Annotated in this window: 25 protein-coding genes; 17 read left to right on the top strand and 8 right to left on the bottom strand. The window is 55.9% G+C overall.

Annotated elements, in window-relative coordinates:
* Nucleotides 1–114 precede the first annotated feature (114 nt).
* Nucleotides 115–1,599 (bottom strand): leucyl aminopeptidase, encoded by a 1,485-nt coding sequence (locus GXP58_11400; GenBank protein NOY54203.1) that lies wholly within the window; start codon nt 1,597–1,599, stop codon nt 115–117.
* A 390-nt stretch (nt 1,600–1,989) separates the two neighbouring features.
* On the opposite strand from GXP58_11400, the gene def reads away from it, so the two are divergent.
* The 5 genes from def (at nt 1,990) to rsmB (ending at nt 6,670) form a co-directional block, all read left to right on the top strand.
* On the top strand, nt 1,990–2,502 hold the full coding sequence (gene def, locus GXP58_11395) for a peptide deformylase (GenBank protein ID NOY54202.1): 513 nt from the start codon (nt 1,990–1,992) through the stop codon (nt 2,500–2,502).
* 87 nt (nt 2,503–2,589) lie between these two features.
* Nucleotides 2,590–3,549, top strand: coding sequence for a methionyl-tRNA formyltransferase (locus GXP58_11390; protein ID NOY54201.1), 960 nt, complete (start codon nt 2,590–2,592; stop codon nt 3,547–3,549).
* Nucleotides 3,527–4,336, top strand: coding sequence for a DUF116 domain-containing protein (locus tag GXP58_11385; GenBank protein ID NOY54200.1), 810 nt, complete (start codon nt 3,527–3,529; stop codon nt 4,334–4,336). The genes GXP58_11390 and GXP58_11385 overlap by 23 nt, the downstream gene beginning before the upstream one ends.
* 146 nt (nt 4,337–4,482) lie before the next feature.
* Nucleotides 4,483–5,322 carry a zinc metalloprotease HtpX gene (gene htpX / locus GXP58_11380; GenBank protein NOY54199.1) on the top strand — a complete coding sequence of 280 codons (840 nt, stop codon included), beginning with the start codon at nt 4,483–4,485 and terminating at the stop codon, nt 5,320–5,322.
* Nucleotides 5,315–6,670, top strand: coding sequence for a 16S rRNA (cytosine(967)-C(5))-methyltransferase RsmB (gene rsmB, locus GXP58_11375; GenBank protein ID NOY54198.1), 1,356 nt, complete (start codon nt 5,315–5,317; stop codon nt 6,668–6,670). The genes htpX and rsmB overlap by 8 nt, the downstream gene beginning before the upstream one ends.
* A gap of 91 nt (nt 6,671–6,761) precedes the next feature.
* Here the strand turns inward: rsmB and GXP58_11370 are convergent, their stop codons facing one another.
* A complete protein-coding gene (locus GXP58_11370) occupies nt 6,762–8,063 on the bottom strand; it encodes a hypothetical protein (protein NOY54197.1) in 1,302 nt (433 codons plus the stop codon).
* A gap of 178 nt (nt 8,064–8,241) precedes the next feature.
* Here GXP58_11370 and GXP58_11365 point away from each other — a divergent pair, with 178 nt between their 5' ends.
* The 3 genes from GXP58_11365 (at nt 8,242) to GXP58_11355 (ending at nt 10,177) form a co-directional block, all read left to right on the top strand.
* Entirely contained in the window at nt 8,242–9,510 is a 1,269-nt protein-coding gene (locus GXP58_11365) for a radical SAM protein (GenBank protein NOY54196.1), read from the top strand.
* 105 nt (nt 9,511–9,615) lie between these two features.
* Nucleotides 9,616–9,894 carry a type II toxin-antitoxin system Phd/YefM family antitoxin gene (locus tag GXP58_11360; protein ID NOY54195.1) on the top strand — a complete coding sequence of 93 codons (279 nt, stop codon included), beginning with the start codon at nt 9,616–9,618 and terminating at the stop codon, nt 9,892–9,894.
* Nucleotides 9,878–10,177, top strand: a complete 300-nt coding sequence (locus GXP58_11355) for a type II toxin-antitoxin system RelE/ParE family toxin (protein NOY54194.1) — start codon at nt 9,878–9,880, stop codon at nt 10,175–10,177. The genes GXP58_11360 and GXP58_11355 overlap by 17 nt, the downstream gene beginning before the upstream one ends.
* A 19-nt stretch (nt 10,178–10,196) precedes the next feature.
* Here the strand turns inward: GXP58_11355 and GXP58_11350 are convergent, their stop codons facing one another.
* Nucleotides 10,197–10,829 carry an FMN-dependent NADH-azoreductase gene (locus tag GXP58_11350; GenBank protein ID NOY54193.1) on the bottom strand — a complete coding sequence of 211 codons (633 nt, stop codon included), beginning with the start codon at nt 10,827–10,829 and terminating at the stop codon, nt 10,197–10,199.
* 221 nt (nt 10,830–11,050) lie between these two features.
* On the opposite strand from GXP58_11350, the gene GXP58_11345 reads away from it, so the two are divergent.
* The 4 genes from GXP58_11345 to GXP58_11330 all read left to right on the top strand — a co-directional run bounded on the left by GXP58_11345 (nt 11,051) and on the right by GXP58_11330 (nt 13,671).
* Nucleotides 11,051–11,209 (top strand): hypothetical protein, encoded by a 159-nt coding sequence (locus GXP58_11345; GenBank protein NOY54192.1) that lies wholly within the window; start codon nt 11,051–11,053, stop codon nt 11,207–11,209.
* Between the two features lie 14 nt (nt 11,210–11,223).
* Nucleotides 11,224–12,747: an anthranilate synthase component I family protein gene (locus tag GXP58_11340; GenBank protein ID NOY54191.1), complete on the top strand. Its 1,524-nt coding sequence runs from the start codon at nt 11,224–11,226 to the stop codon at nt 12,745–12,747.
* 71 nt (nt 12,748–12,818) lie between these two features.
* The gene (locus GXP58_11335; protein ID NOY54190.1) at nt 12,819–13,109 is read left to right on the top strand and encodes a Smr/MutS family protein; all 291 of its coding nucleotides are present in this window, start codon (nt 12,819–12,821) and stop codon (nt 13,107–13,109) included.
* 13 nt (nt 13,110–13,122) lie between these two features.
* Nucleotides 13,123–13,671: an O-acetyl-ADP-ribose deacetylase gene (locus GXP58_11330; protein ID NOY54189.1), complete on the top strand. Its 549-nt coding sequence runs from the start codon at nt 13,123–13,125 to the stop codon at nt 13,669–13,671.
* Nucleotides 13,672–13,863: 192 nt separating this feature from the next.
* On the opposite strand, the gene GXP58_11325 is transcribed toward GXP58_11330, so the two are convergent.
* The 4 genes from GXP58_11325 to GXP58_11310 form a co-directional block, all read right to left on the bottom strand.
* Nucleotides 13,864–14,784 carry a TIGR00266 family protein gene (locus GXP58_11325; protein ID NOY54188.1) on the bottom strand — a complete coding sequence of 307 codons (921 nt, stop codon included), beginning with the start codon at nt 14,782–14,784 and terminating at the stop codon, nt 13,864–13,866.
* Between the two features lie 82 nt (nt 14,785–14,866).
* Nucleotides 14,867–15,442 (bottom strand): LemA family protein, encoded by a 576-nt coding sequence (locus tag GXP58_11320; GenBank protein ID NOY54187.1) that lies wholly within the window; start codon nt 15,440–15,442, stop codon nt 14,867–14,869.
* Nucleotides 15,443–15,592: 150 nt separating this feature from the next.
* The gene (locus tag GXP58_11315) at nt 15,593–16,357 is read right to left on the bottom strand and encodes a TPM domain-containing protein (protein ID NOY54186.1); all 765 of its coding nucleotides are present in this window, start codon (nt 16,355–16,357) and stop codon (nt 15,593–15,595) included.
* Nucleotides 16,341–17,081 carry a hypothetical protein gene (locus GXP58_11310; GenBank protein NOY54185.1) on the bottom strand — a complete coding sequence of 247 codons (741 nt, stop codon included), beginning with the start codon at nt 17,079–17,081 and terminating at the stop codon, nt 16,341–16,343. Before GXP58_11310 ends, GXP58_11315 begins: the two co-directional genes overlap by 17 nt.
* Nucleotides 17,082–17,190: 109 nt before the next feature.
* Between GXP58_11310 and GXP58_11305 the strand changes: the two genes are divergently transcribed.
* Nucleotides 17,191–17,973, top strand: a complete 783-nt coding sequence (locus tag GXP58_11305) for a hypothetical protein (protein NOY54184.1) — start codon at nt 17,191–17,193, stop codon at nt 17,971–17,973.
* Between the two features lie 132 nt (nt 17,974–18,105).
* Here the strand turns inward: GXP58_11305 and GXP58_11300 are convergent, their stop codons facing one another.
* On the bottom strand, nt 18,106–18,543 hold the full coding sequence (locus GXP58_11300) for a hypothetical protein (GenBank protein ID NOY54183.1): 438 nt from the start codon (nt 18,541–18,543) through the stop codon (nt 18,106–18,108).
* Between the two features lie 172 nt (nt 18,544–18,715).
* Between GXP58_11300 and GXP58_11295 the strand changes: the two genes are divergently transcribed.
* From GXP58_11295 to GXP58_11280, 4 genes are all read left to right on the top strand, one after another.
* Nucleotides 18,716–19,717, top strand: a complete 1,002-nt coding sequence (locus GXP58_11295) for a YafY family transcriptional regulator (GenBank protein NOY54182.1) — start codon at nt 18,716–18,718, stop codon at nt 19,715–19,717.
* A gap of 114 nt (nt 19,718–19,831) precedes the next feature.
* Entirely contained in the window at nt 19,832–20,230 is a 399-nt protein-coding gene (locus GXP58_11290; protein NOY54181.1) for a DNA-binding protein, read from the top strand.
* A gap of 53 nt (nt 20,231–20,283) precedes the next feature.
* Nucleotides 20,284–21,084 carry a CRISPR-associated endoribonuclease Cas6 gene (gene cas6 / locus GXP58_11285; protein ID NOY54180.1) on the top strand — a complete coding sequence of 267 codons (801 nt, stop codon included), beginning with the start codon at nt 20,284–20,286 and terminating at the stop codon, nt 21,082–21,084.
* Nucleotides 21,085–21,132: 48 nt separating this feature from the next.
* Nucleotides 21,133–22,591, top strand: a 1,459-nt coding sequence (locus GXP58_11280; protein NOY54179.1) for a hypothetical protein, incomplete at its 3' end; no start/stop codon positions are given.

Below are 22,591 nucleotides of genomic sequence, written 5' to 3'. Positions count from 1 at the left end.
CGTAAATACGGGTGGCCTGTCTGCGTGTAGTCCTTCCGCACAGGCAGGCATTTGAGCGCCGCAGATCGGTCTCCTCTTCGGTGCGTCACAGTATTTACGAACAGGACCACTAAGTTACAACGTCGAAAGATATTCCAGCACTGTCCGGACACCGATGCCGGTGGCTCCGCCGGTGTTGTACCCCCAGGGCTTCTCACTGAAGGCGGGGCCTGCGATGTCGATATGGATCCAGGGAATTTCGTTGACGAACTCCCGGAGGAACATCCCGGCCGTGATGGCGCCGCCCCATCGGTTCCCGATATTTTTCAGGTCGGCCACTTTCCCCTTAAGTTTTTCCATCATATTTTCGTCGAAGGGAAGAGGCCACATCAGTTCCCCCGTTTTTTTCGCGGTTTTGAGGAATTCGTCGAGGAAGCTTTCATCATTGCCCATGACACCGGCCGTATACTCCCCGAGAGCGACGACGCAGGCCCCGGTCAGGGTCGCCAGGTCGATCATGCAGTCCGGTTTGAGCCGAGCCGCATAGCTTAAAGCATCTGCGAGGGTCAGCCTCCCTTCGGCATCGGTATTGAGGACCTCAATCGTTTTTCCGTTCATGGCCCGTACGATATCATCGGGGCGCTGTGCCGTACCGCTCGGCATATTTTCCGCCGCAGCGATAATCCCGTGGACGGTCACGGAGGGTTTCAGCTTCGGAAGGGCCTGCATGACTCCCAATACCGTGCAGGCGCCGGATTTATCCATCTTCATGGTTGCCATTGCCTCGGAGGGTTTCAACGACAGTCCGCCGCTGTCGAAGGTGATTCCCTTCCCGATGAGGGCGATACTCTTCTTCGCCTTCCGGGGCCGGTAGGTCAGATGAATGAACCGGGGCGGGTTGGTACTTCCCTGCGCGACCCCTAAGTAGGCGCCCATGCCGAGTCCGGCGATTTCCTTTTCAGCGAGGATCTTGCAGTGCAGACCTTCCCGGCGGGCGATCTTTCGGGCTGTGGCTGCCAAGGTGATCGGGGTGATGACATTGCCCGGCTCATTGACCAGGTCCCGGGTGAAATTCGTTGCTTCAGCGGCGAGTGTCCCTGCCCGGACGGCTGCAGCGAGACCGGCTGTGGAAGTGCCTTCAACGAGGAGAGAAACCTGCCGAAGTTCCGTGGTCTCCTCTTTTGTGAGATATTTCCGAAAGCGATAAGCACCCAGATGGAGCCCTTCCGCTGCGCTTCGGCAGAGATCAGTCAGGGGTTTTCCTCTTTCGCCCTTCGCAAGAAGGGTTGAGACAACCTGCCGGGCATGTACTTTCCGTGCCGCCTTGACAACCCCGGCGAAGGCACGGCGCTGCCGGTCGAGGGTAAACCCTTTCTCCTTTCCCAGGCCCATCAGGCAGATCTCTTTGGCCGGGAGCCTTCCCAGAGTGTGGATCATGAGAGTTTTATCACAGGCTCCCTCAAAGTTGACTTCGCGGATCAGTTTTTGAATGGCGCCCTTCAGCGCGGCATTCACCTTGGCCGCTGCTCCCTGCAGGCGTTTTTGTCCCTCGAACATTCCGATGACGATCAAATCCGTCTTGATACGGCTTAGGTCTCCCCGGCATAGTGTAATCTTCATTTCGCCTCCGTCCCTTTTCTCTTTGATCGATGAGAAGCCCAATCCGGCGCGGCTTTCCATTCCCCGTCATGAAATCCTGATGTAAGATACCTTTCTCCATGGAAAAAGTCAATTTCCTTTCTCTTTGAAAATAGAGGATTATCTTCTTCCCCTGTACAGGATCGGCAATAAATCGCTTGCGGGAATCCCCTCTTTTTCCTATAATTTGTATGTAACTACTCAGGTCACCCCTCTTTTCCCGCATGACTGCGTTGTTGCGGTGCTCAAATCCTCAACGTATGAAAAATACGCCTCCGGTTTTGTGCTCCTCACGCCTTGTCCTGCGGGAAAATAGAAGCAACCTGAACAGTTACATTTGTATGACTTGAACGAAGACGAAGGAGGGGAGGCATGTTGCTGCCCATTTTGCATTATCCGGATGAACAACTTCGGAAAACTTCGGTACCTCTCACTGCAATCACTGAAGAGGATCGGGAGTTAATTGAAAACATGATTGCCACCATGTATGACGCTCCGGGTGTTGGTCTGGCTGCGCCCCAGGTCGGTGTCCACAAGCGGATTGTTGTTCTCGATACCACCGTAGGGAAAGAGCCGAATGCTCTTGTTGTGATGATCAACCCGGAGATTTTGTCGAGCGAAGGTATGCAGACCGAAGAAGAGGGATGCTTAAGTGTACCGGGCTATAATGGGAACGTCGCTCGGGCACAGACCATAAAAGTCAGCTATATGACACGGGAAGGGGAGCAGACAACCCTGAATGCCGAGGGGTTGATGGCGCGGGCGATTCAGCATGAAGTCGACCATTTAGACGGTATTCTCTTTGTGGACCGCCTTTCTCCCTTGAAACGGGATATGATCAAGCGGAAGATCAAGAAGGCCATCCGGCAGGGGGCCTATAAATAAGGTAATATTCGTCCATTCCTGTTTTTTAGATCCGGCCGCGGGCAGACAGACAATTTTAATCCATTCCCGGAATGATTTCCTTTGATGATGAACGAAAAAATTGGCAGGATATTACGCGTTATCTATATGGGGACACCCCGGTTCGCCGTTCCTTCCCTGGCGGCGCTTTCCCAGACGGAGGATCTCGTCCGGGTTGTGACCCGGCCGGACCGGCCCGCCGGCCGGGGGAGAAAGAAGATCCCTTCGCCGGTGAAGGAAGAGGCCCTCGATCGGGGGATTCCCGCTCTGCAACCGATGAAGATCACGGAACCCGAATTTGTCCGGGCTCTGCGGGATTTTTCCTGTGACCTTTTCGTTGTCGCCGCTTTCGGGCAGATCCTTCCACCGGAGATTCTGGAGATACCGAAGTATGGATGTATCAATATACATGCGTCCCTGCTGCCGAAGTATCGGGGTGCCTCGCCCATTGCCGCCGCCATTGCAGCCGGTGAGAACAAAACCGGGATCACCATAATACGTATGGACGCCGGGATGGACACGGGTGATATCCTGATGCAGCGGGAACTTGAAATCGGGCCGGAGGAGACGACCGGTGTTCTTACGGAACGGCTGGCCATTCTCGGGGCGAGGACCCTTTTGCAGACCCTGAAGATACTGAAAGAGGGGAGGTTGGAGCGGATTCCCCAGGACGGGGCCGGGGCGATCGCAACCCCTCTGTTGAAAAAGGAGCACGGGGTGATCAACTGGAACCTGGCCGGCGAAGCGATCCGGAATCATGTGCGGGCCATGGACCCCTGGCCGGGCGCGTATACCCTGGTCGATGGAGAGATTCTCAAGATCTGGCGGGTCACGGTCCGTGAAGAGAAGGGACGTCCCGGTGAGGTGATCCGCGCCGGTCGATGTTTTCAGGTCGGGACCCGGGACGGTTCCGTCGTGATTGAAACGGTCCAGCGGCCCGGCAGGAGGCGTATCAATGGAGCGGAATTCCTCCGGGGGCGTCCTGCAATCCGGGAAGGGATGATCCTTGGAAGCGGACAGCCGTCCTAAAAAAAGGCTCTTTGTCGGCCTGATGAGCGGGGCCCTGGCTGCCCTCCTCCTTTTGGGAGGGCTCTTTGCCCTGGTCCTGAAAGGGGTCGGGCTCGGAAAGGCGATGGGGGCCCTCCTCATGTCCCTTTCCATCCTTTTCCTCGGCTTTCTCGTGATTGCCGCGGCCGGCGTCCTCCTCCTGGTCCTGACCCTGTACAAGGGACGTGAGATCCTTTTCCTCGGGCGGTTGCGCGGGCTGATCGTCAAGGTCATCTACCCGCTGACCCTTTTCCTGGGATCTATCTTCCGGATTCCCCGGGAGAAGATCCAGGAATCCTTCGTCGAGGTCAACAATCAGCTCGTCCTCTCCCGTCGGATCAAGGTCAAGCACGACCGGCTGCTCCTCCTCATGCCGCATTGTATTCAGAACAACGAATGCCGGACGCGGGTGACCGGCGATATCCGGAACTGCGAGCGGTGCGGCATGTGCCGGATCCCCGACCTGATCGACCTCGGCGAAGAATACGGCGTCGATATTTTCGTCGCCACCGGCGGGACCCTGGCCCGGCGGCTCATCAAGGAAAAACGCCCCCAGGCCGTGGTGGCCGTGGCCTGCAAGCGGGACCTGACCTCCGGGATCTTTGACGCCTATCCACTGCCGGTCCTGGGGATATTGAACGAACGGCCCTTCGGCCCCTGCATCAACACCGAATTCGACCTTGAAGAGGTGAAGGAGTCGATCCGTCATTTCGTGGTTCCCGGGAACGGGGCAGCGGAGAGACCGGTTGAAGAGTTCCCCGGAACTTGACGGGCCGGGAATGCCGATTATATTCCCTGTGGGAGGCGGGCTCGGAAGCAATAAACAAAAGCATTTAACCACGGGGGAGACGGGTCGAATGAGACTCTGCAGCGTCCCGGTCAATCCGGGATGATCGGAATAAAAGGAGAAAGATCATGAACATCTTCAAAACAGCCCTTCTCATGTCGGGTCTGACGGTTCTTCTGATCTTCGCGGGGAACGCCCTCGGCGGTCCCGCCGGGATGAAAATCGCCTTCCTCATCGCCCTGGCCATGAATGCCGGGTCCTACTGGTTTTCCGACAAGATCGTGCTGAAGATGTACAAGGCGCGGGAGGTGAGCCGGGCCGAGGCGCCGGAGCTCTACTCGGTCGTGGAGCAGCTTGCCCGGAACGCAGGGCTCCCCATGCCCCGGGTCTATATCGTGCAGAACCCCGCACCCAACGCCTTTGCCACGGGGAGAAATCCGGACCATGCCGCCGTGGCCGTGACCACCGGGATTCTCGATCTGCTCGACCGGAACGAACTGATGGGGGTTTTAGGCCATGAGCTGGCCCACGTGAAGCATCGTGACATACTGATCGGGACCGTCGCCGCAACCATCGCGGGCGCCATCTCCATGATGGCGAACATGGCCCAGTGGGCGATGATCTTCGGCGGGTTCCGGGGGGACGATGATGACGGCGGCGGCCTCGGCGCGATCGCCGTGATGATTCTCGCTCCCATCGCCGCCATGATCATACAGATGGCGATCTCCCGCTCCCGGGAATACGGCGCCGACCGGGGCGGGGCGAAGATATGCGGCCATCCCCGCTACCTGGCCTCCGCCCTCAGGAAACTGGCCGCCGGGGCTCAGCGGGTTCCGATGAACGCGAGTCCGGCCACGGCCCACATGTTCATCGTCAACCCGCTGCGGGGCCGCGGGCTGGCCTCGCTCTTCTCCACCCATCCGCCGATGGAGGAGCGGATCCGCCGTTTAGAGGCGATGGGTGTCTGATCCGGTCCGCCGGTCGGCGGCATCCGCCCTGACCCTGATTGACGGGAAAGGTCTTTTCGCCGATGAGGCGATCGCCCGGTCGGCAGGGGGGGCCGCCCCCCTTGGCGGGCGGGACAGGGCGCTGCTTTTCGAACTGGTCTACGGGACCCTACGGTGGCGGGGGCGGATCGATTATTTCCTGGGCGCCTTGGCTCATCGTTCCTTCCGTACGAATCCCCCGGAGATCCGGAACCTCCTTCGCATCGGCGCATACCAGATTCTCTTTCTTGATCGCGTCCCTCCCTGGGCGGCCGTCGATACCGCCACGGAGCTTGCAAAAGAGTTCGGGAATCCGGGGCAAGTCCGTTTCGTCAACGGGGTACTGCGGAACCTCGTCCGGCGGAAAGAGAAGATCCCGCTGCCCGGTCCCGGCGACACGATCCCTCATCTTGCGGTAAAACACTCCTGCCCGGAATGGCTGGTCCGGCGATGGGTGTCCCGCTTTGGGAAAGAGCGGGCGGAACGGCTTCTGGCGGCCTGCAACAAACCGCCTGCAACCACCCTGCGGATCAACTCCCTTAAACCTGATCCCGGTGAATACCTGGAACGCCTGGCCGGCGCGGTCGAAAAGCTCATCCCCCACCAGTTGTGCCCGGAAGGGGTTGTCGTCGAGTTCTCCGGACCGGTGGAAAAACTGCCCGGTTTCAGGGAAGGTCGGTTCTACGTCCAGGACGGCGGCGCCATCCTGATCTCCCGCATGGTCGGGGCGAGGGCGGGGAATCGGATCCTCGACGCCTGCGCCGCGCCGGGAGGGAAGGCCTCCCATCTGGCTGAACTAATGGCGGATGAAGGGGAGATCATCGCTCTTGAGGTCGATCCACTCCGGCTGGGAAGAATCGAGGAGAACATGGAACGGCTCGGGATAACGATCGTACGGCCGCTGCTTGGCGATGGGAGGTCCATCCGCTTCGGCGAACCCTTCGACCACGTACTCATCGATGCACCCTGCTCGGGTCTCGGCACGATCCGCAGACATCCCGAGGCCAAGTGGCGGAAGAAGGAGGAGGACCTTGCCCGCCACCGGGAGCGGCAGCTCGGCCTCCTGCGGAACCTTTCCCGGTTCGTACGGGCAGGGGGGAGCCTGGTCTATTCCACCTGTTCCACCGAGCCGGAAGAGAACGGGGAGGTGATCGGGACCTTTCTGCGGGAAGAAGGGGGATTTACGGTCGCTCCCGTCCCGGCGGACTTCCCGGCAGCGGCCCGGAGCATGATTGACGATAAGGGTTTCTTCCATGCCTGGCCCGACGAACATGATACGGATGGGTTCTTCGCCGTCCGGCTGGTCAGGCAGAAAGACCGTCTCGCGTGAACCGGGACCCCCGACGAAAGGGGTCAAGTCTGCTCTTGGCTCTTCTGCCGAGAATGCCTCTGATCCCTTTCGGCGCCCGTTCGGGAGTCTCTTATTGTATTTGACCTACCCGGACGGTGAGCGGACGGTTCAGGATATTTAACAGTTTTTTCTCGTCTCCTCTTTTGAAGTGATCGGGTGAAAACAGAAAGACGGTGTAGAGAAGGTAATCTCCCTTCGGGAGGTCGGGCGCGGTCCGGATCTCGATCACGGCCTCCGGGTCGGAGCCCGGCACCGATTCCGGCGGATAGCTTCTCTCCCGGTCCGAGATTAGGTGGGGTCTCGTAGAAATGTAGCGGGATATGCCGACGGGAACCTGCATGGCATTGATCACCGTTCCCAGATCTCCGTCCAGAGCGATCCAGTCCCCCTTCGCCGGATCGAGTCGCAAGGGGGTTCGTCCCGTCAGTTTTACCGCTTCTTTCAGCCCCGGAAGGAAGGCCTGTGAAAAAGGCGCCCCCCGGTAGTCCGCGGAAAGGAGCAGGGAGGCCCGGGAGACGAGAAAGTTCATGTGGAGCAGCAGGGGAATCTCGGCATAGCGTGGATAGAAGTAGTGGTCGCAGACCACCTTGGGTGTACGGAGGCCGAGGGGAAGTCGGACCTGGTTGACCGTCCGGTTGATGATCCGAACCGGGCCTGCGATATAGCCGACGTGATATCCGCGCACATCCTCTTCATTGAAGTGCATGGCCGTCTTGATGAAACCAAACTTGATTTCCGCCTTGATCCGGATCTTGAGACGATCGAGAATACTCTTTTTCCGAAAGGTGAGGGCGTCCATGACGGCGATCTTCTTAGTGGAATAGGAAAGGCTGTAGAGAGGGGAGTAAACATTCCGTTTTTGCGGGTCATAGGTCATGTATCGCACCGGGCTCAAGGGAGGAGGGGCATGGGGAAAGAGGGCGAGATAGGTCCATCCGCTCCCATGGTTCACGGGGTCGATGACTTCGATCTCCAGTACTTTCGCAGCCTTGATCCTTTCCGGGAAGGACGCCCGGTCCCCTGTGTCTCCGGCAAGGAAGACGAGACGATCATTCTCATCGAGGAGCGATTCCCCCTCCGGGTCCTGGTCGTCGCGGGTCCGCCCGTCCCTGAATGCAACGTCCCAGACCCATTCTCCCTTTGAGTCTTTCTGATCGACCTGGAATGGGATCGGTTGGAAGTGCCCTTCCCGGAAGGCGAAGAGACGAAGGAGATGAATGTTTGCACCGAGAAAAGGAGGTATATCCATCCCGGAGATCTTTACGGCATCGGAAGTACGGGTAAGCGTTTTGGCGGAGCCTGGAAAGGGTGCCCCCTGGACAGGACCGACCACAAAAAAAAAGAAGAACAGAAAGAGTACGGCACGAATCATACTCCGGACCTTTCTGGTGCAGGAAGATAAGATCTGAGCGGTTTCCTTCGTTTTCCTGATTATATCCGCTTCCGGGCTCTTGTCAAATCATCATGATTTGGGGTAGACTACACAAGTTTTATGCGTCATGTTGTCTACCGACCGACCATTGAAAATGAGGAGAGGAAGAAGCGAGTCAATGGAACTTTCCGGGACGAGAATCCTCCTCATCAATCCGAATCGTTACCGCTTTCCCCCCGTCATCCCCCTCGGCCTGGAATATCTTGCCCATGCCCTTCGGAAACATTCCTTCGAGGTCCGGGTACTGGATCTCTGCTTTTCCACCGATCCCCTGCGGAAACTGGAGAATAAGGTCCGCTCCTATGCGCCCGGTGTTGTCGGTGTGACGATCCGGAATCTTGATTCCGCCCTTTATCCGGACACGGAATATTTTCTTCCGGAAATCCGGGAATTGATCGGGCGCATTCGGCGGACGGGGGATCTGCCGGTAATCATCGGCGGTTCCGCCCTTCCCGCCGATCCCGAAGGGATTCGCAACTTTGTCGGGGCGGACGTCGCAATCGTCGGCCCGGGCGAGAAGACGCTGCCGGCGATCCTTCAGGATATAAATGTGTGGAAAGGGACGAAGAGGATTGTCTACGGAGAGGGTCCGGAAAGTTTTCGCCCCCGGAGGGAAGGTCTCTTCGCTTATAACGAATATCTGTCACGGGACGGCTTGGCCGGTTTCGAAACCCACAAGGGGTGCTCTTCCGGCTGTCCCTACTGTCTGGAGGCCCGAAGCCCCGTCCACTACCGGCACCCCGACGACGTGGTCGGGGAATTGCGGCACCTTGCCGGGCAGGGGATCCGCCGCCTTCACCTCTGCGATTCCGAATTTAATGAAGACCTTGGGCCGGCCCTCGATTTTCTCAGGGCATTGGAGGAGGCCGACCTCGGCCTGCAGTGGGCCCTCTACATGAAACCGGGGAACTACAGTCCGGAACTCTTCGAACGATTGCGAAAGACCGGGGCCGATCTTGTGACCCTTTCCGTTGATTCCCTGCATCAGACCCCCGACTACTGGAAAGATGTGGAAGAGATGATCTCCCAAGCCCGGCGGAACGGTATCGGAATCTCCGTTGATTTTCTTACCGGCTTTCCTTTCGAGGATGAGGAGACCTTGCAAAGAAGTCTTGATTTTTTTCGGGAGGCCGTACCCGACGAGGTGGTGGTGAACGTCCATCTTCGTCTCTACCGGAGTCTTCCTCTGACCGATCGGATCCTTGGTGATCCGCCGTTGAAGCGGTTTGTCACCGGTCTGTACGAAGGTGGTTCATTGCTTTCCCCTGTTTTTTACAGCCATCTTCCGGTCGAAAGACTACGGGAACTGATCGGGCAAGACCCCCTCTTCCGGATCGCCGGGGCGGAGAAGGTCGTCAATTACCAGGTGCAGCGGCCCGGAGAGTGAATTTTTTCACCCGATTTTATAGACGATCATGGGCTTGCAAAAACATTATTTGTGATGTATTATAAGCACTAAATAAAATGCTGAATAGGATTATTGGAGACACTTATGGCGCTCAGTATTACGGAAGATATTCGCTCGATCACCGAATTAAAGAGAAATACGAATTCCATCTTGAAGCAGATCCGCAAGACGGGACGTCCCGTTGTTCTTACGATTAATGGCAAGGCTGAGGCCGTCCTGGTCGATGCCGGAGAGTACGAGAAGATCTTGAAGGCCTTCAATCTTCTCAAACTTCTTATTCCTGCCGAAGAAGATGTAAGGGAAGGACGTTATTCCGAGGCGAAGGACTTTTTCAAGGAGTTCAAGGTTGCAGAAGGCCTATAAAGTCCATCTCACCCGTACTGCTCAAAGGGACTTGGGACGCATCTTTTTTCATATCTCGGAAGACAGCTTCAGCAAAGCAAGAAAATTCATTCTGGAGCTTGAAGTGAAGATCGGTTCCCTTTCCTCATTTCCGAAGCGTTCCCCTTCGATCCCGGAGAACGATTTTTTAGGTACAAATTACAGGCATTTGATACACAAAAAATATCGTGTCATTTATCGTGTGGAAGGAAGGAACGTCTTCGTTCTGCGCATCATCCACGGTTCAAAGCTTCTTGATCTTTGATCTTCCCGGGCTTCCGGTCTCAGAAACTGCGGGCCAACTCCCGGGCCCTGGAAATTGCCGCCTCTCTTTTCTCCTGTGCTACATCGGGTCCCCCCTGCAGGGTCGGCTCGATAACGACCGATGAGATATCGGTGATCCCGATGAAACCCAGGATGGTCTCCATGTATTTCTTCTGGAAATCGTACACCTCTGCCTCGGTCCCCTCGGCATACTCTCCGCCCCGGGCGTAGGCGATGAAGGCGGACTTCCCCGTGACGAGGCCCGAATATCCTTTCTCCGGATCGAAGGCGAAGGTGTAGGTCGGCTGAACCAGAAGATCAATATATTGTTTGAGCCGATAGGGGATGCCGAAATTCCACATCGGAACGGCAAAGAGATAGCAGTCTGCGCCTTTGAATTCATCGATCACCGCCTCCACAGCCTGCCATGCACGAATTTCCTCCTCGCTGTGCTTTTCACCGTGAAGGATCGTGTATTTCGCCTGCACGGCCAGGCCGTCGAAGGGGGGAAGATCCTTCCGGAAGAGATCGAGGGTCATAATCTCGGCCCCCCGATGTGTTTCCCGGTAGCTTCCGGCGAAAGCATCGGCCACCCGGATGGCGTGTGAACGCTCTTCCCTGGGAGAGGCTTGGATATAGAGTAGTCTGTTCATGGCATTCTCCTTTATTGTAGCGTCCCGGTTGACCCGGGACGATTTGTCCCGGCGGATTCGTCACCCATAAAGGGTAACGCTACAGAATCATCAGCAATATGATCGATCTTTTCATCTTCCATTCTACCCCGGCGGACGGGCCTGTCAAGCGGCCCGGAAGAGGGACCCCACTCCGGGGCCTTCCCCTATTTCTTGCCTTTTATCGGGATTTTCGATAAGGTATGGCCCTCTTGATCGGTGAGGTCCTCAAGGCCGAGGTGGCCCGGGGGATCTTCGACGGGACCTGGAAGATGGGCGAGGCCGGAACGGAGTTCCTGATGCACCTAGGGGGACCGCACTTCTTCCTCCCCGGCCGCAAGATCCGTTATTATGAGAAGTGATGAGGAAGGAACCCATGGGTGCAACGACGGAAAATCTTGCCACGACCCCGTCCCGTGAGGTCTTTTTGAAGTTGTCGGAAGAGGAAAAGGCGTCCGGGAGCAAGGTCCCTGCTGTCCCGATCTTTTTACGTTTTCCCCAAGGGCTCCTCGATCCTCCTACGGTTTTTCAGCGGATCCGGGAAGGGAAGGATTCCTTTCTTCTGGAGTCGGTGAAGGGGAGCGATCGGATCGGCCGCTATTCGATCATCGGCACCCGTCCTTTTCGCGTTTTTTCGAGCAAGGGGAGTAAGATCCGGATCCGGGAAGGAATCTATGAAAGAAAGATTGATGGGAATCCTTTCATTGAACTGAAGCGGCTCATGGAGGAGACTCCCGTTGTCAGGACTCCCGGCGCCCCCCCGTTCACCGGCGGGGCAGTAGGGCTCATCTCCTATGATGCTGTTCATTTTTTCGAGAAGCTCCCCCGCACGGCTGTTGATGACCTGGCGATCCCCGATCTTCATTTCCTCTTTGTCGATACCTGCATCCTCTTTGACCATGTGGAGAAGGAAGTGATCCTGGTCCACATTCCCCTCCTGCGCCACTCTCCGTCGGAGACCTCTGCACGAATCCGTGCTTATGAAGAAGGGGTGGAAAGACTAAAAGGACTTTACCGGAAGATCATGGACGGGGAGGCGTTGCCGTCCTTGAAGAGGCAAAGATCGTCTCGTTCCTTTCCCGTGCTCCCGAATATGGCCAAGGAAAACTATATGGAAATGGTTCGACGGGCCAAGGCCTACATCAAGGCGGGGGATATCTTTCAGACCAATCTCTCCCAGCGGCTCACCGCCGAGATCGGAGATCTCGATTCCTTCCACCTCTATCGGATCCTTCGGGAGATCAATCCCTCTCCCTTTGCGGCTTATCTCGATTTTCAGGAGTTTCAGATCGTCAGTTCTTCACCGGAACGGTTGATGCTTTTAAAAGACGGGGTAGTGGAGACCCGTCCCATTGCCGGGACCCGGCCGAGGGGAAAAGATCCAGCCGGGGATCAGGCCATGAGTGCTGAGCTGATTACCAATGAGAAAGAGCGGGCCGAGCATATCATGCTCATCGACCTGGAGCGGAACGACATAGGCCGCGTCTGTGACTACGGTACCGTCCGGGTCGATGAACTGATGGTCCTGGAGGATTATTCCCACGTCATCCATATCGTCTCGAACGTCCGGGGGAACCTTCATGCCGGGAAGGACCTCTTCGATCTCATCCGGGCGACCTTTCCCGGCGGCACGATCACGGGTGTCCCCAAGGTCCGGTGCATGGAGATCATCGACGAACTTGAGCCGGTGCAGCGGGGACCGTACACCGGCTCGATCGGTTGGCTCGGTTTCAACGGCGACATGGACCTGAACATCATCATCCGGACCTTCGTCATCAAGGCCGGCAAGGCGCACGTTCAGGTGGGCGCCGGGATCGTCGCCGACTCCGATCCGGAACGGGAATACTTTGAGACCCTCCACAAGGCGAACGCCCTGCTCCAGACCCTCGAAACAGTCTGATCTATGGATGGTTCAGCCGTCCTTTTTTTGTTCTCCTCTTTGTCGGAGGGGGAAGACCTGAGATGGTGGCCATGGGAGATGATGCGCGAGACGAAGAAACTTTGGAATACCCCATCGGCGATGAACTTGACCTCCATACCTTTCAGGCAAAGGACGTGAAGTCGGTCGTGGAGGAATATCTCTATCAGTGCCGGAAACGGGGGCTCCCGGAGGTCCGCATCATCCACGGCAAGGGGATCGGAACGCAGCGGAGGATCGTGCAGTCGGTCCTTTCTCAAAGTCCGGCGGTCCTCTCCTTTCGGGATGCGCCGCCGGAGTTGGGCGGATGGGGGGCGACGCTGGTGCGGATCCGGGCTGACTGAGGAGAGAGGCGCCATGGAGAAGAAGATTGGAAGGTCGAAGCTGGTCCTGGTGAGAGGGGACATCACGAAGGCCGACACGGAGGCGATCGTTAATGCAGCGAACTCATCCCTCATGGGAGGCGGCGGAGTCGACGGCGCGATCCACCGGGCCGGAGGGCCGGCCATCCTGGAGGCGTGCAAAAAGATTGTGGCGAAACAAGGGCGATGTCCCACGGGAGAGGCTGTCATCACCATGGGGGGAACCCTGACGGCCCGGTACGTCATCCACACCGTGGGGCCGGTCTGGTCCGGCGGGAACCGAAATGAGCGGGAGCTCCTCGCCCGTGCCTATCGCAACAGCTTGACCCTGGCGAAGGAAAAGGGGGTCTCCTCCGTCTCCTTCCCTTCCATCAGCACCGGCGCCTACCGCTTCCCCATCGAAGAGGCCGCCCGGATTGCACTGAGCACCGTCCGGGAGTTCCTTCAAGGGTGTGAACTGGAAGAGGTCCGTTTCGTCCTCTTCTCGGAGAGGGATCTTGCAGTCTACGAGGAAGCATTGCAGGAGGTCATGGGGGGTGGTTGAGGCACAAAGGCAAAGACAAAAGCATTCACCACGGAGCACACAGAGAAAAGCAAGACATGGAAAAGGCAAAACAGAGGAGAGGAGGAAACATCCTCTGGGTCGTGAAGTTGCCCCTTCTCCCCTCAAGGGGAGAAGGGTGGGATGAGGGGGTTCAGGAGCTGAAAGCCGACCGCTGAGTGCTGAAGGTTGCTGTCAGAACCGGTTGTCCCCGCCGAGCAGATCGCCCAGCCCGCCGAGGATTGATCCCTGCCCTCTGCGCGCACCGCCCATTTTCGGAGCCGAGGCGATGATCCGGTCGGCGAGACGGGAGAAGGGGAGGGACTGGAGCCAGACCTTTCCCGGACCGGTGACGGTTGCGAAGAAGACTCCCTCGCCGCCGAAAAGCGTATTCTTGATCCCCCCGATAAATTCAATGTCGTAGTTGACGCCTGCTTGCAGGGCGGCGATACATCCGGTATCGATCCGCATCCTTTCCATCTGTTTGAGTTCCCGTTCGACGATCGTCCCTCCGGCATGGACGAAGACATAGCCGTCCCCCAGGAGCTTCTGGAGGATGAACCCTTCCCCGCCGAAGAGTCCCACCCCCAACTTCTTCTGGAAGGCGATCTCGACCGAAACCCCCTTGGCGGCGCAGAGGAAGGCGCTCTTCTGGCAGAGGATCTCCCCGCCGAGATCCGAAAGGTCGAGGGCGATGATCTTTCCCGGGTAGGGCGCCCCGAAGGCGACATGCTGTTTCCCTGCCCCCCGGTTTGTGTAGGCCGTCATAAAGAGGGATTCCCCCGTGAGGACCCGTTTGCCCGCCCCGAAGATCTTCCCCATGATACTCTCAGACTCTTTACTCCCGTCGCCGAAGATCGTCTGCATCTCGATCCCCTGCTCCATGTACATCATCGCCCCCGCCTCTGCGATGGCCGTCTCGTTCGGGTCCAGCTCGATCTCGACGAACTGCAGGTCGTCCCCGTAGATCGTAAAGTCGATCTCGTGGGCCGACCTGAATTTGGTTACAAGGGGGGCCTGGCCCAGCAAGAAGCCCTTCCGTTTCAGGAACTTGAGAAAGGCATCGAATTTCGACTCGTCAAGCTGATACTTTTTGCAAAGCGCCTCCCGCCCCATCCCGCCGTTGTAGTCGGCGACGAAACGTTTGTACTTGTACATCAACTCCTTGTCGGCCATGAATCTTCCTCCCGTGTCATGTTCAGAATTTTACCTTCGGCACGGCTTTTTCTCCTTCCGGGATTTTGTAGTATTCCGCTTTTCCGACCCCCGCCATGGCTGTGAAGAAGCGGCCGAAGAAGGTGCGGGTGAATGTGTTGAGCTGCTGCACGGCGTCGTTGTACCGTTTTCGCTCTACGGCGATCCGGTTTTCCGTCCCCTCGAGGCTGTCCTGGAGTTTCAGGAAGGACTGGTTCGCCTTGAGTTCCGGGTACTGCTCCTTCAACAGCAGCAGGCGGGAGAGAACCCCCTCAAGCTGGTTGGATGCTGCGATCTTGCCTTTTACGTCCTTGGCCTGGAAATATTTTGTCCGGGCGTCGGCGAGATGTTCGAAAAGCTCCTTCTCGTGCTTGGCGTACCCCTTGACCGTCTGCACAAGGTTGGGGATCAGGTCGTACCGGCGCTTGAGCTGGTTTTCCACCTGGGCCCAGTGTCCCTTGACGTTTTCGTCCAGGGCCACGGCGCGGTTGTATCCCTGCTTGACCCAGCTGAAGGCCGTGAAGGCGAAGAGGAGCAGGACGGCCAAGATGATCAGGATGGTTTTCACGGTTCTCGACATCGCAATTCTCCAATTGATAGGTTTTTTGAAATCTTCCGTCCCGGGGCAACCGGGACACCTCCGCCGGGGATAAACCCCGGCGCTACATTGTGTTCCTGTAGCGTCAACCTTTATGAGTGACGAATCTAACCGAGACGATACGCCCTTTTTTCACCAGCTTCCCGACGCGCCGCCTCCTCCGAATCCGCCGCCCCCGCCTCCTCCGAATCCGCCGCCGTCCCAGGGGCCGCGCCGCCCTCCCCCCATTCCCGACATGAGGAAGAGGAGGAAGAAGAGGCGGGGATTCCGGATGAAGAGGATCGCCATGAAGATGAAGAAAATGATGGAACCGATCGAGCCGAAGACGGTCGGCCGCCTGCGGACCGGCCGGGGCCGGGGCGGTTCCGGCATGCCGGTGATTGTGACCCCTGCGTTTGAAGCTATGATCCCGGCCAGGGCCAGGGCCGCATTCGTGATTCCACCGGAATAATCCCCCCGGCGGAAGGCCGGTACGAGGTAGCGCCGTCCGATCGTTCCGACCCGGCTGTCGGGCAGGAGTCCCTCAAGCCCGTAACCGACCTCGATCCGGTACTTCCGGTTCCGGACGGCCACAACGAGGAGCAGGCCGTTGTCCTTCCCTTTCTGCCCGAGTTTCCAGCGATCGTGGGCCAGCGTGATGGAGAAGTCCTCGATGCTGTCACCGCCCAGGTCGGATACGGTCAGTACGATGAACTGTGCCGTGGTCTTTTCTTCCAGTTCTCTAAGGTAACGGTCAAGCTCTTTCTCCTGCCGGTCGTTGATGACATGGGCCAGATCGACCACGTAATCCGGCGGCTGCGCCGGGATGGAGACGGCCGCGGCTGTCCGGGGCGGCAGCAGGAAGAGGAGGAGCAGGATCACGAAAAAGCGGGATATTCCCTCAGACCGGGATCTCATCGATCATCCTTCCCAGCGTTTCGACGGTGGTGTAACAGTTCTCGAAGAGGAGATGGAGTTCGTCCATGGAGAATTTCTTCTTCCCCTGCCGTGCGGCGAGGATCTCCCGGAAGGTCTCCATGGACTGCCCTGTTTTGTCTTCCATCCCTGCCAGCACGGCGGCCATCCCGGCGGGAGGGATCCCCTGCCCGAGAAGGAACAGGATCCCCCGGAAGAGAGGAATGTAGCCTGAGAATGCCTTGACGAAACCTTCCGCGAGGATCTTCAGGTCGCCGGAGGCGGAGAGGTAGTTCTGCCGCATCCCGATGAGCCGGACCTTCAGTTCCCGTTCGCACTGCTGCCTGAGATCGGAAGGCTTGACCTCGATCTCGGCGAAGGGGTTATCGCCGAAGAGTGTCCTGTGAACCCAGTGGATGTTCAGAAATTCCACGGGAAAGACGTCGAGTGAGGCCCGGATATAGTCCTGCGTCATGATGAGGGGGGCCGCCACCCCCTTTTTGCCGTATTTCTTCCCGAGCGGGGCCAGTACCCTGAGAAACTTCAGGTCCATCTCTTTCAGTACGACGACGGAATTGATATCCGAGCGTTTGGGATCGTAGTCTTCGGTCAGGGCGCTCCCCGTGACCTGGACGGAGTGGATCTTCTCCCGGGAGGTGCCGAGAAGTTCGTCCAGAAAAGGGGTGAAACGTTTCTCCGCCTCCGTCTGAAAGGTAAGCTCGGCCATGTGAGGCCCTCCCTGTATATTCTCGCTTGGTAAAAGGGGATGGATCTATTATTATAGTAACGGGTGCACGGGAACAATATACTTTGCCTGTATCCGGAGGTCAAGTCAAATGGTTGTTGGGGAAGAGGATAATGCCGGCCGGTGGATCGGCCGGTTCCGGTCCATCTGTGAGCATTCCGGGGTGGGAGAGGAAAGGATTGCCCTTCTTGCCGGGCTGATCCGGATATTCGTCCCTCTTACAGGGGACGCCGGGGTCCTTGCACGGTACCCTGGGCTTTCGGACTTCCCGGAGTCCCTGGCGAAGAGTCTTGATCGGGGCGATCCCGAGGCGGTGGAAGCGGATCTTGTCCGGGCCTATGTCCAGCTTCACGGAAACTCGATGGGGTATGCCGCGTCGGAGCGATGTGAAATCGACCACTGGGGCGGGTACTGGTGCCATGCCGGCGGATTCTTGCCTCTGATCCATGCAGCGCCCCATATAAAAAAGGATATACGTTTTGTCGACTACGGCGCGGGCAATGGGTTCCAGGGGCTCCTCTTCCAGTCGCTTTATCCGCATGCCTTGACTACCCAGATCGAACTCTCCGGTTCGATGATCGACGAGGGGAAGAGACTTCAACACTGGATGGGAATCCCGGAAGAGAGGGTCGAATGGATCCACGGCAATATTCTCGACGTCCCTCCCGCCCGGTTCGATTTTATCTATATCTACCGCCCGGTCCGTCCGGAAGGTCCGGGAAGGGTCTTCTATGAACGCTTTGCCCGGGCCCTTGCGGGGACGGTTCACCCCGTGACGATCTTCAGTATTGCCGACTGCCTGAAGGATTTTCTGGACCGGTCCTTCGAGATCTTCTTTGATGACGGTCAGCTCACCTGTTTTCGGAGGGGATGATCGTGGATCTTCTGCTCTCTCTGCGGGAACGGTTCCGTCCCGGATCGGGCGGGACGCTGCATCAATGATCCATTGCAGCGTTACCCTTTACGGGGGGTGAACCGATTCAGAGAAGAAGAGGAACGAAAATTCTCAGGGGCGGAAGAATGAATATTTCTCTTCCGGTTTGACGGCACGGGTGGCCGAGCGGACAACGGCAACGATCTCGTTGTTGCTCTTTTCGTCTGCGGGATAGAGTATGAATCCGTTTGTTTCTTCCTTGTAGTTCGGGGTGTAACCGACCAGGGTTTCATTGTCGTGGAAGATGACCTCTACGCGGTCTCCGAAACCGGACCGTTCAGCCTGCGGGTCCGGATTGTAGCGGGGTTGGCCCTCAAAATCCTTTACGTAGAAGACGGCCTTCACATCCTCTAACGGGATCCGTACCGTTCCCTTTTCCTCCCTGGTCGGAATATCGACTTCGGTCAGGTCGAAATGCTCCCGGAAAAAGGCGAAGTTCCGGGTGTATCCCTTCCGGATCTCCCCTTCCTTGAAATGGACGACCACCGGCAGATGCAGATCCATAACCATAACCGTCTCTCCTGTCTGGAATTTAAGTGAAGATATTCTTAATTTATCGTAATAAGCCTGAACTGTCAATTAAGGATGTAAACGAATAACCTCCGCATTGAACTTTTCTTGACATGACTGCTTCTTTCTTATTATCTTAATAAATCCGGGCCCGGACAAGAAGGAGGTGAAAATGGCTGTGGATCAGTTGGAGCGGCAATGGGGAATCATCAACCTCCTCTGCCGCAAACGGAGAACCACCGTTTCCGAACTGTCCCGGGAATACGGCGTCAACGCCAGGACCATCCGGAGGGATCTCGACAAGCTCTCGACGATTTTCCCCATTGTCGACCGACAGGCGGGGCGGCGGAAATACTGGTCTCTCATCGACGGGTACAAGGAAGTCCCTCCCGTCACCTTCCTCCCCACCGAACTCTATGCACTGAAAGAAGGGACCCGTCTCCTCAAATCTTTCGGCGAGCCATTTCTCCGGCCCACCCTCGAATCGATCCATCACAAGATCCGCTCCACCTTCGATGACGAAAGGATGGCCTCCTTCGAGGGGATGAAACGGATCTTCTCCCTCAGTCTCAGCACCGCCAAGGACTACTCCCGCCGCCGTGACTTTCTGCGCAGCCTCTTTGCCGCCGCGGCAAAACAGGAGCGGGTCGAGATCGCCTACCGGGGGCTGAAGGACGCAAGACCGAAAATCCGCAAGGTCGATCCCTACCGGCTCTGGTACCGCGACGGCGCCGTCTACCTCATCGGCCTGTGTCATCTCCGCCGTGAGATCCGGATGTTCGACGTCGACCGGATCTCCCTGATCAATCATACGGACGAAAACTTCCTCATTCCCGAAAACTTCGACTTCGGGGAATACACGCGCCATGCCTTCTCAGTCATGATCGAGACGCCGGTCCGGGTGCGGATCCGGTTCGTCCCGGAGATCGCCCGGTATATTGAAGAGCGCCAGTGGCATCCAAGCCGTGAAGTTGTAAGGAACCGGGACGGTTCGATCGTCCTTGAACTCACCGTCGGTGGAACCCTGGAGATCAAGCGATGGATCTTAAGCTTCGGGCCGCAGGCTGAGGTACTGGAGCCGCAGAAGCTCATCGAAGAGATCCGGGAGGATCTTGAGAAAATGCAGGCGCTTTATCTGCCGGGCAAGGGACGGAAAAACAGGGGGACAGGGTGAGGGAGGACAGGATCGGTCAAAGGGATTGAATATTTTTGCAAACAGTGGACATGATCTGTCCACTGTCGGTGGTAGGATCCCCTGAAAAGAGTAACCTTTTCAGGAGGAGAACCCATGAAACGAAGAGAAGTTCTCAAAGCAATCCTCGCCCTGCCGATCCTTCCCTTTCTCCTGCCGAAGCCCGGCCGGACGGCGCCGCCTCGGAAAAAACCGCCCCTGCTTCTGGCGACACTGATCGCAGGATTCCAGTACTACGATGGAGAAAAGCTCCTGCCCATGCTCCGGGAGGGGCAGCCCCTCCGGCTCGTCCGGGAGAAGGCCAATCACCACGATGACCGGGCCATCGCCGTCTACCGGAAAGAGCACAAACTCGGCTTCATCCCCCGGGCGGACAACTCCGTCCTCGCCGGTCTGATGGACGAAGGCTATACACTGAAAGGCGAGATCGGCTGGATCGACCGGGATGCGGCACCCTGGGAGAAGGTCGGGGTGCTGGTGGGGATGGAGGGATAAAATCTGTTCAAACAGTTCAAACGCTTTGAGCAACCGGACGATAAGGGAAAGCCATGAGATTGAAAATCAGCCTTCGGGAACAAAGAGACCGTTTTCTTCTTCCCTTCAATTATAACTATCACCTGATGAGCGCGCTCTACCACCTGATCCGAAGTTCGGATGCGGCCTACTCGCTTTTCCTTCATAATGAAGGATTCATCCACCAGGGGAAACATTTCAAGCTCTTTACCTTCTCCGAATTGAAGATCGACGGCCCTTACCGCGTCACAAAGAAAGGGTTGCAGACCGGGACCGGCAGGGTGAACTGGTATATCTCCACCCCCGTGGACCGGTCCCTGGAAAACATCGTCCGGGGAATCTTTGAGAACAACAGGCTCGACCTGATGACAAGCTCGGAGATGATCCGCTTTAACATCATCGGTGTCGAGACCCTTCCGGAACCGGAATTTACCAAGATAATGCGTTTCAAATGCCTCTCCCCGATCTTTATGGACACCTTCATCGACGACCCGGAAACCGGGAACAAGAAATCCTGGACCCTGCACTACTTCAAAGAGAATGAAAAGTTCGTGGAGAATATCCGGAACAACCTGGTCCGGAAATACGAGATCATTCACAAAAAGACCCTCCACCCGGACCGCTTCCGCTTTGAATTTGACAAAAACTACATCGAGCGCAAAAATGGCAAAATCACGAGCCTCATTACCTTCAAGGCGAAAAACGGCAACCCGATCAAGCTGAAATGCTTCAACGCACCCTTTGAAATGGAAACAGACCCCGAACTGATCCGGGTCGGCTACGAATGCGGTTTGGGGAGCAAGAACAGTAACGGGCTGGGGATGATAGCGATATAAAATCGTTTGTTTAAACGGTTTGAACAGTTATTTAATACGGAGGTCATCATGCCATTGTTTGATTGGACGGGGAATCCGTGGGTGGATACCGGGTTGGCTGTAGCTGTAGTGCGTGCCAACAAACACTCTCCCGAAGAAATGACAATACAAGATTTTAGAGAAGTAATTGGAGATGGGAAATGGTTGATGGATGCGAATGAACATCTAAATTCATATATCTGCTTATTTGCAAATGCCTTTTTGAATCGTCAAGTTAAAGCAAAGGATAGGCCAATACAAAGGATAAAGTACCAAGAAATTCTGAAGACTTTGGTAAATGACTTGGAACAATCTCTTTCAGTAAAGGTAGATTCATCAAATCGATGTGAATGCACAGGGGTGTTCCCTTCAGCAAATAAATCGCTCGCATTACTTACAGAGAGATTTAGAAAAGAAGGAATATTAAAGAAGAATCAGCGACTGGATATTGGCAGAAATGCTTTTCCACTTATTGGTTCAATTACTAATGATGCTGGGGCGTTACCTGCCGCAAGTCGAGAACCTCAACTGTCGGCTTTTGCTCTTCTTTGTGTTCAAATGACTTCTCTGGCAGTTGTGATGTTGAAAGGAAAGATTGTATGTTTTCAATATACAGACCCAAACCTACTTGTTCCTCATGTAAGGAGTATCTATCATGATACAATTGACAAGATTTCTATGGTGACCGAGCAGAATAAAGGTGTTTCAATTGCATCAATTGGGACAGGGAAGGGGAAGAAAAGTATAGTACTTGTTTTATTGAATGAGCTAAATCAGTTAAAGAACGATTTGGACATTTTGGAATTGCCTGACCATGTTGCTTTAAATCTTTGGATGGTGATAAATAGTGGAACAAATTTCGATTGTGAGGTTATAGAAATTCCGAATATGGCATTAAAGTTTCTTTGGAGGGCAGTGACCGAATTTTCAGATGAAATAAAGGGAGTCTTAAGAAAAGACAACAAATCGAGCATTTTAGATTGTATTGAATATAAAAAGGATTATATGCCTTTTTATCCAATTCCAAAGTCAAAGGCTATTCCTATTGATTTGATTAGTAAAGCAAAGAGATTGCTCTCTATCGAAAACCAGGGGAAAGTGGAATCTATACGGCAGAAGGAAGAGACTGAATTTCAAGCATTAACAGAATCATTAATTGTAACAGCCAAAGACAAAGAAAAGAAAAAAGCAAATGCTACCGGGAGAAATAAGAGGGCTGGCAAAAAAGATAAAAAAACAATTCTTCAACTTCTTAAAGATGAATTCAAGCATAATAAGAAGGCCGATTTTCAAAAGTTAATAAAACAAATCAATGAAGCCACATCTAAACCCGTTAGCAAAGAACTTTTTGCGCTATACCAAACAAATGTTATAGGTCGTCCCATTATTGCCTTATCTGTTGCAGAGTGGATTGCATGTAATCTGAAGAAAAGACTTCAAGATAAAAAAGAAAAAAAGCAACTTGAGTTATTTATTAAATACCTTGGTG

The sequence above is a fragment of the Deltaproteobacteria bacterium genome (genome assembly GCA_013151235.1).
Lineage (GTDB): Bacteria > CG2-30-53-67 > CG2-30-53-67 > CG2-30-53-67 > CG2-30-53-67 > JAADIO01.
The sequence above is the reverse complement of the archived record's forward strand: the minus strand, read 5'-3'. Positions and strand labels throughout refer to the sequence as shown.

Bases quoted from the DNA above. Each gene is read 5' to 3' on its own strand.
- GXP58_11400 (NOY54203.1), bottom strand. From the start codon at position 1,599: ATGAAGATTACACTATGCCGGGGAGACCTAAGCCGTATCAAGACGGAT.
- def (NOY54202.1), top strand. From the start codon at position 1,990: ATGTTGCTGCCCATTTTGCATTATCCGGATGAACAACTTCGGAAAACT.
- GXP58_11390 (NOY54201.1), top strand. From the start codon at position 2,590: ATGAACGAAAAAATTGGCAGGATATTACGCGTTATCTATATGGGGACA.
- htpX (NOY54199.1), top strand. From the start codon at position 4,483: ATGAACATCTTCAAAACAGCCCTTCTCATGTCGGGTCTGACGGTTCTT.
- GXP58_11370 (NOY54197.1), bottom strand. From the start codon at position 8,063: ATGATTCGTGCCGTACTCTTTCTGTTCTTCTTTTTTTTTGTGGTCGGT.
- GXP58_11365 (NOY54196.1), top strand. From the start codon at position 8,242: ATGGAACTTTCCGGGACGAGAATCCTCCTCATCAATCCGAATCGTTAC.
- GXP58_11360 (NOY54195.1), top strand. From the start codon at position 9,616: ATGGCGCTCAGTATTACGGAAGATATTCGCTCGATCACCGAATTAAAG.
- GXP58_11350 (NOY54193.1), bottom strand. From the start codon at position 10,829: ATGAACAGACTACTCTATATCCAAGCCTCTCCCAGGGAAGAGCGTTCA.
- GXP58_11345 (NOY54192.1), top strand. From the start codon at position 11,051: ATGGCCCTCTTGATCGGTGAGGTCCTCAAGGCCGAGGTGGCCCGGGGG.
- GXP58_11340 (NOY54191.1), top strand. From the start codon at position 11,224: ATGGGTGCAACGACGGAAAATCTTGCCACGACCCCGTCCCGTGAGGTC.
- GXP58_11335 (NOY54190.1), top strand. From the start codon at position 12,819: ATGGGAGATGATGCGCGAGACGAAGAAACTTTGGAATACCCCATCGGC.
- GXP58_11330 (NOY54189.1), top strand. From the start codon at position 13,123: ATGGAGAAGAAGATTGGAAGGTCGAAGCTGGTCCTGGTGAGAGGGGAC.
- GXP58_11325 (NOY54188.1), bottom strand. From the start codon at position 14,784: ATGGGGCGGGAGGCGCTTTGCAAAAAGTATCAGCTTGACGAGTCGAAA.
- GXP58_11320 (NOY54187.1), bottom strand. From the start codon at position 15,442: ATGTCGAGAACCGTGAAAACCATCCTGATCATCTTGGCCGTCCTGCTC.
- GXP58_11315 (NOY54186.1), bottom strand. From the start codon at position 16,357: ATGAGATCCCGGTCTGAGGGAATATCCCGCTTTTTCGTGATCCTGCTC.
- GXP58_11310 (NOY54185.1), bottom strand. From the start codon at position 17,081: ATGGCCGAGCTTACCTTTCAGACGGAGGCGGAGAAACGTTTCACCCCT.
- GXP58_11305 (NOY54184.1), top strand. From the start codon at position 17,191: ATGGTTGTTGGGGAAGAGGATAATGCCGGCCGGTGGATCGGCCGGTTC.
- GXP58_11300 (NOY54183.1), bottom strand. From the start codon at position 18,543: ATGGTTATGGATCTGCATCTGCCGGTGGTCGTCCATTTCAAGGAAGGG.
- GXP58_11295 (NOY54182.1), top strand. From the start codon at position 18,716: ATGGCTGTGGATCAGTTGGAGCGGCAATGGGGAATCATCAACCTCCTC.
- GXP58_11290 (NOY54181.1), top strand. From the start codon at position 19,832: ATGAAACGAAGAGAAGTTCTCAAAGCAATCCTCGCCCTGCCGATCCTT.
- cas6 (NOY54180.1), top strand. From the start codon at position 20,284: ATGAGATTGAAAATCAGCCTTCGGGAACAAAGAGACCGTTTTCTTCTT.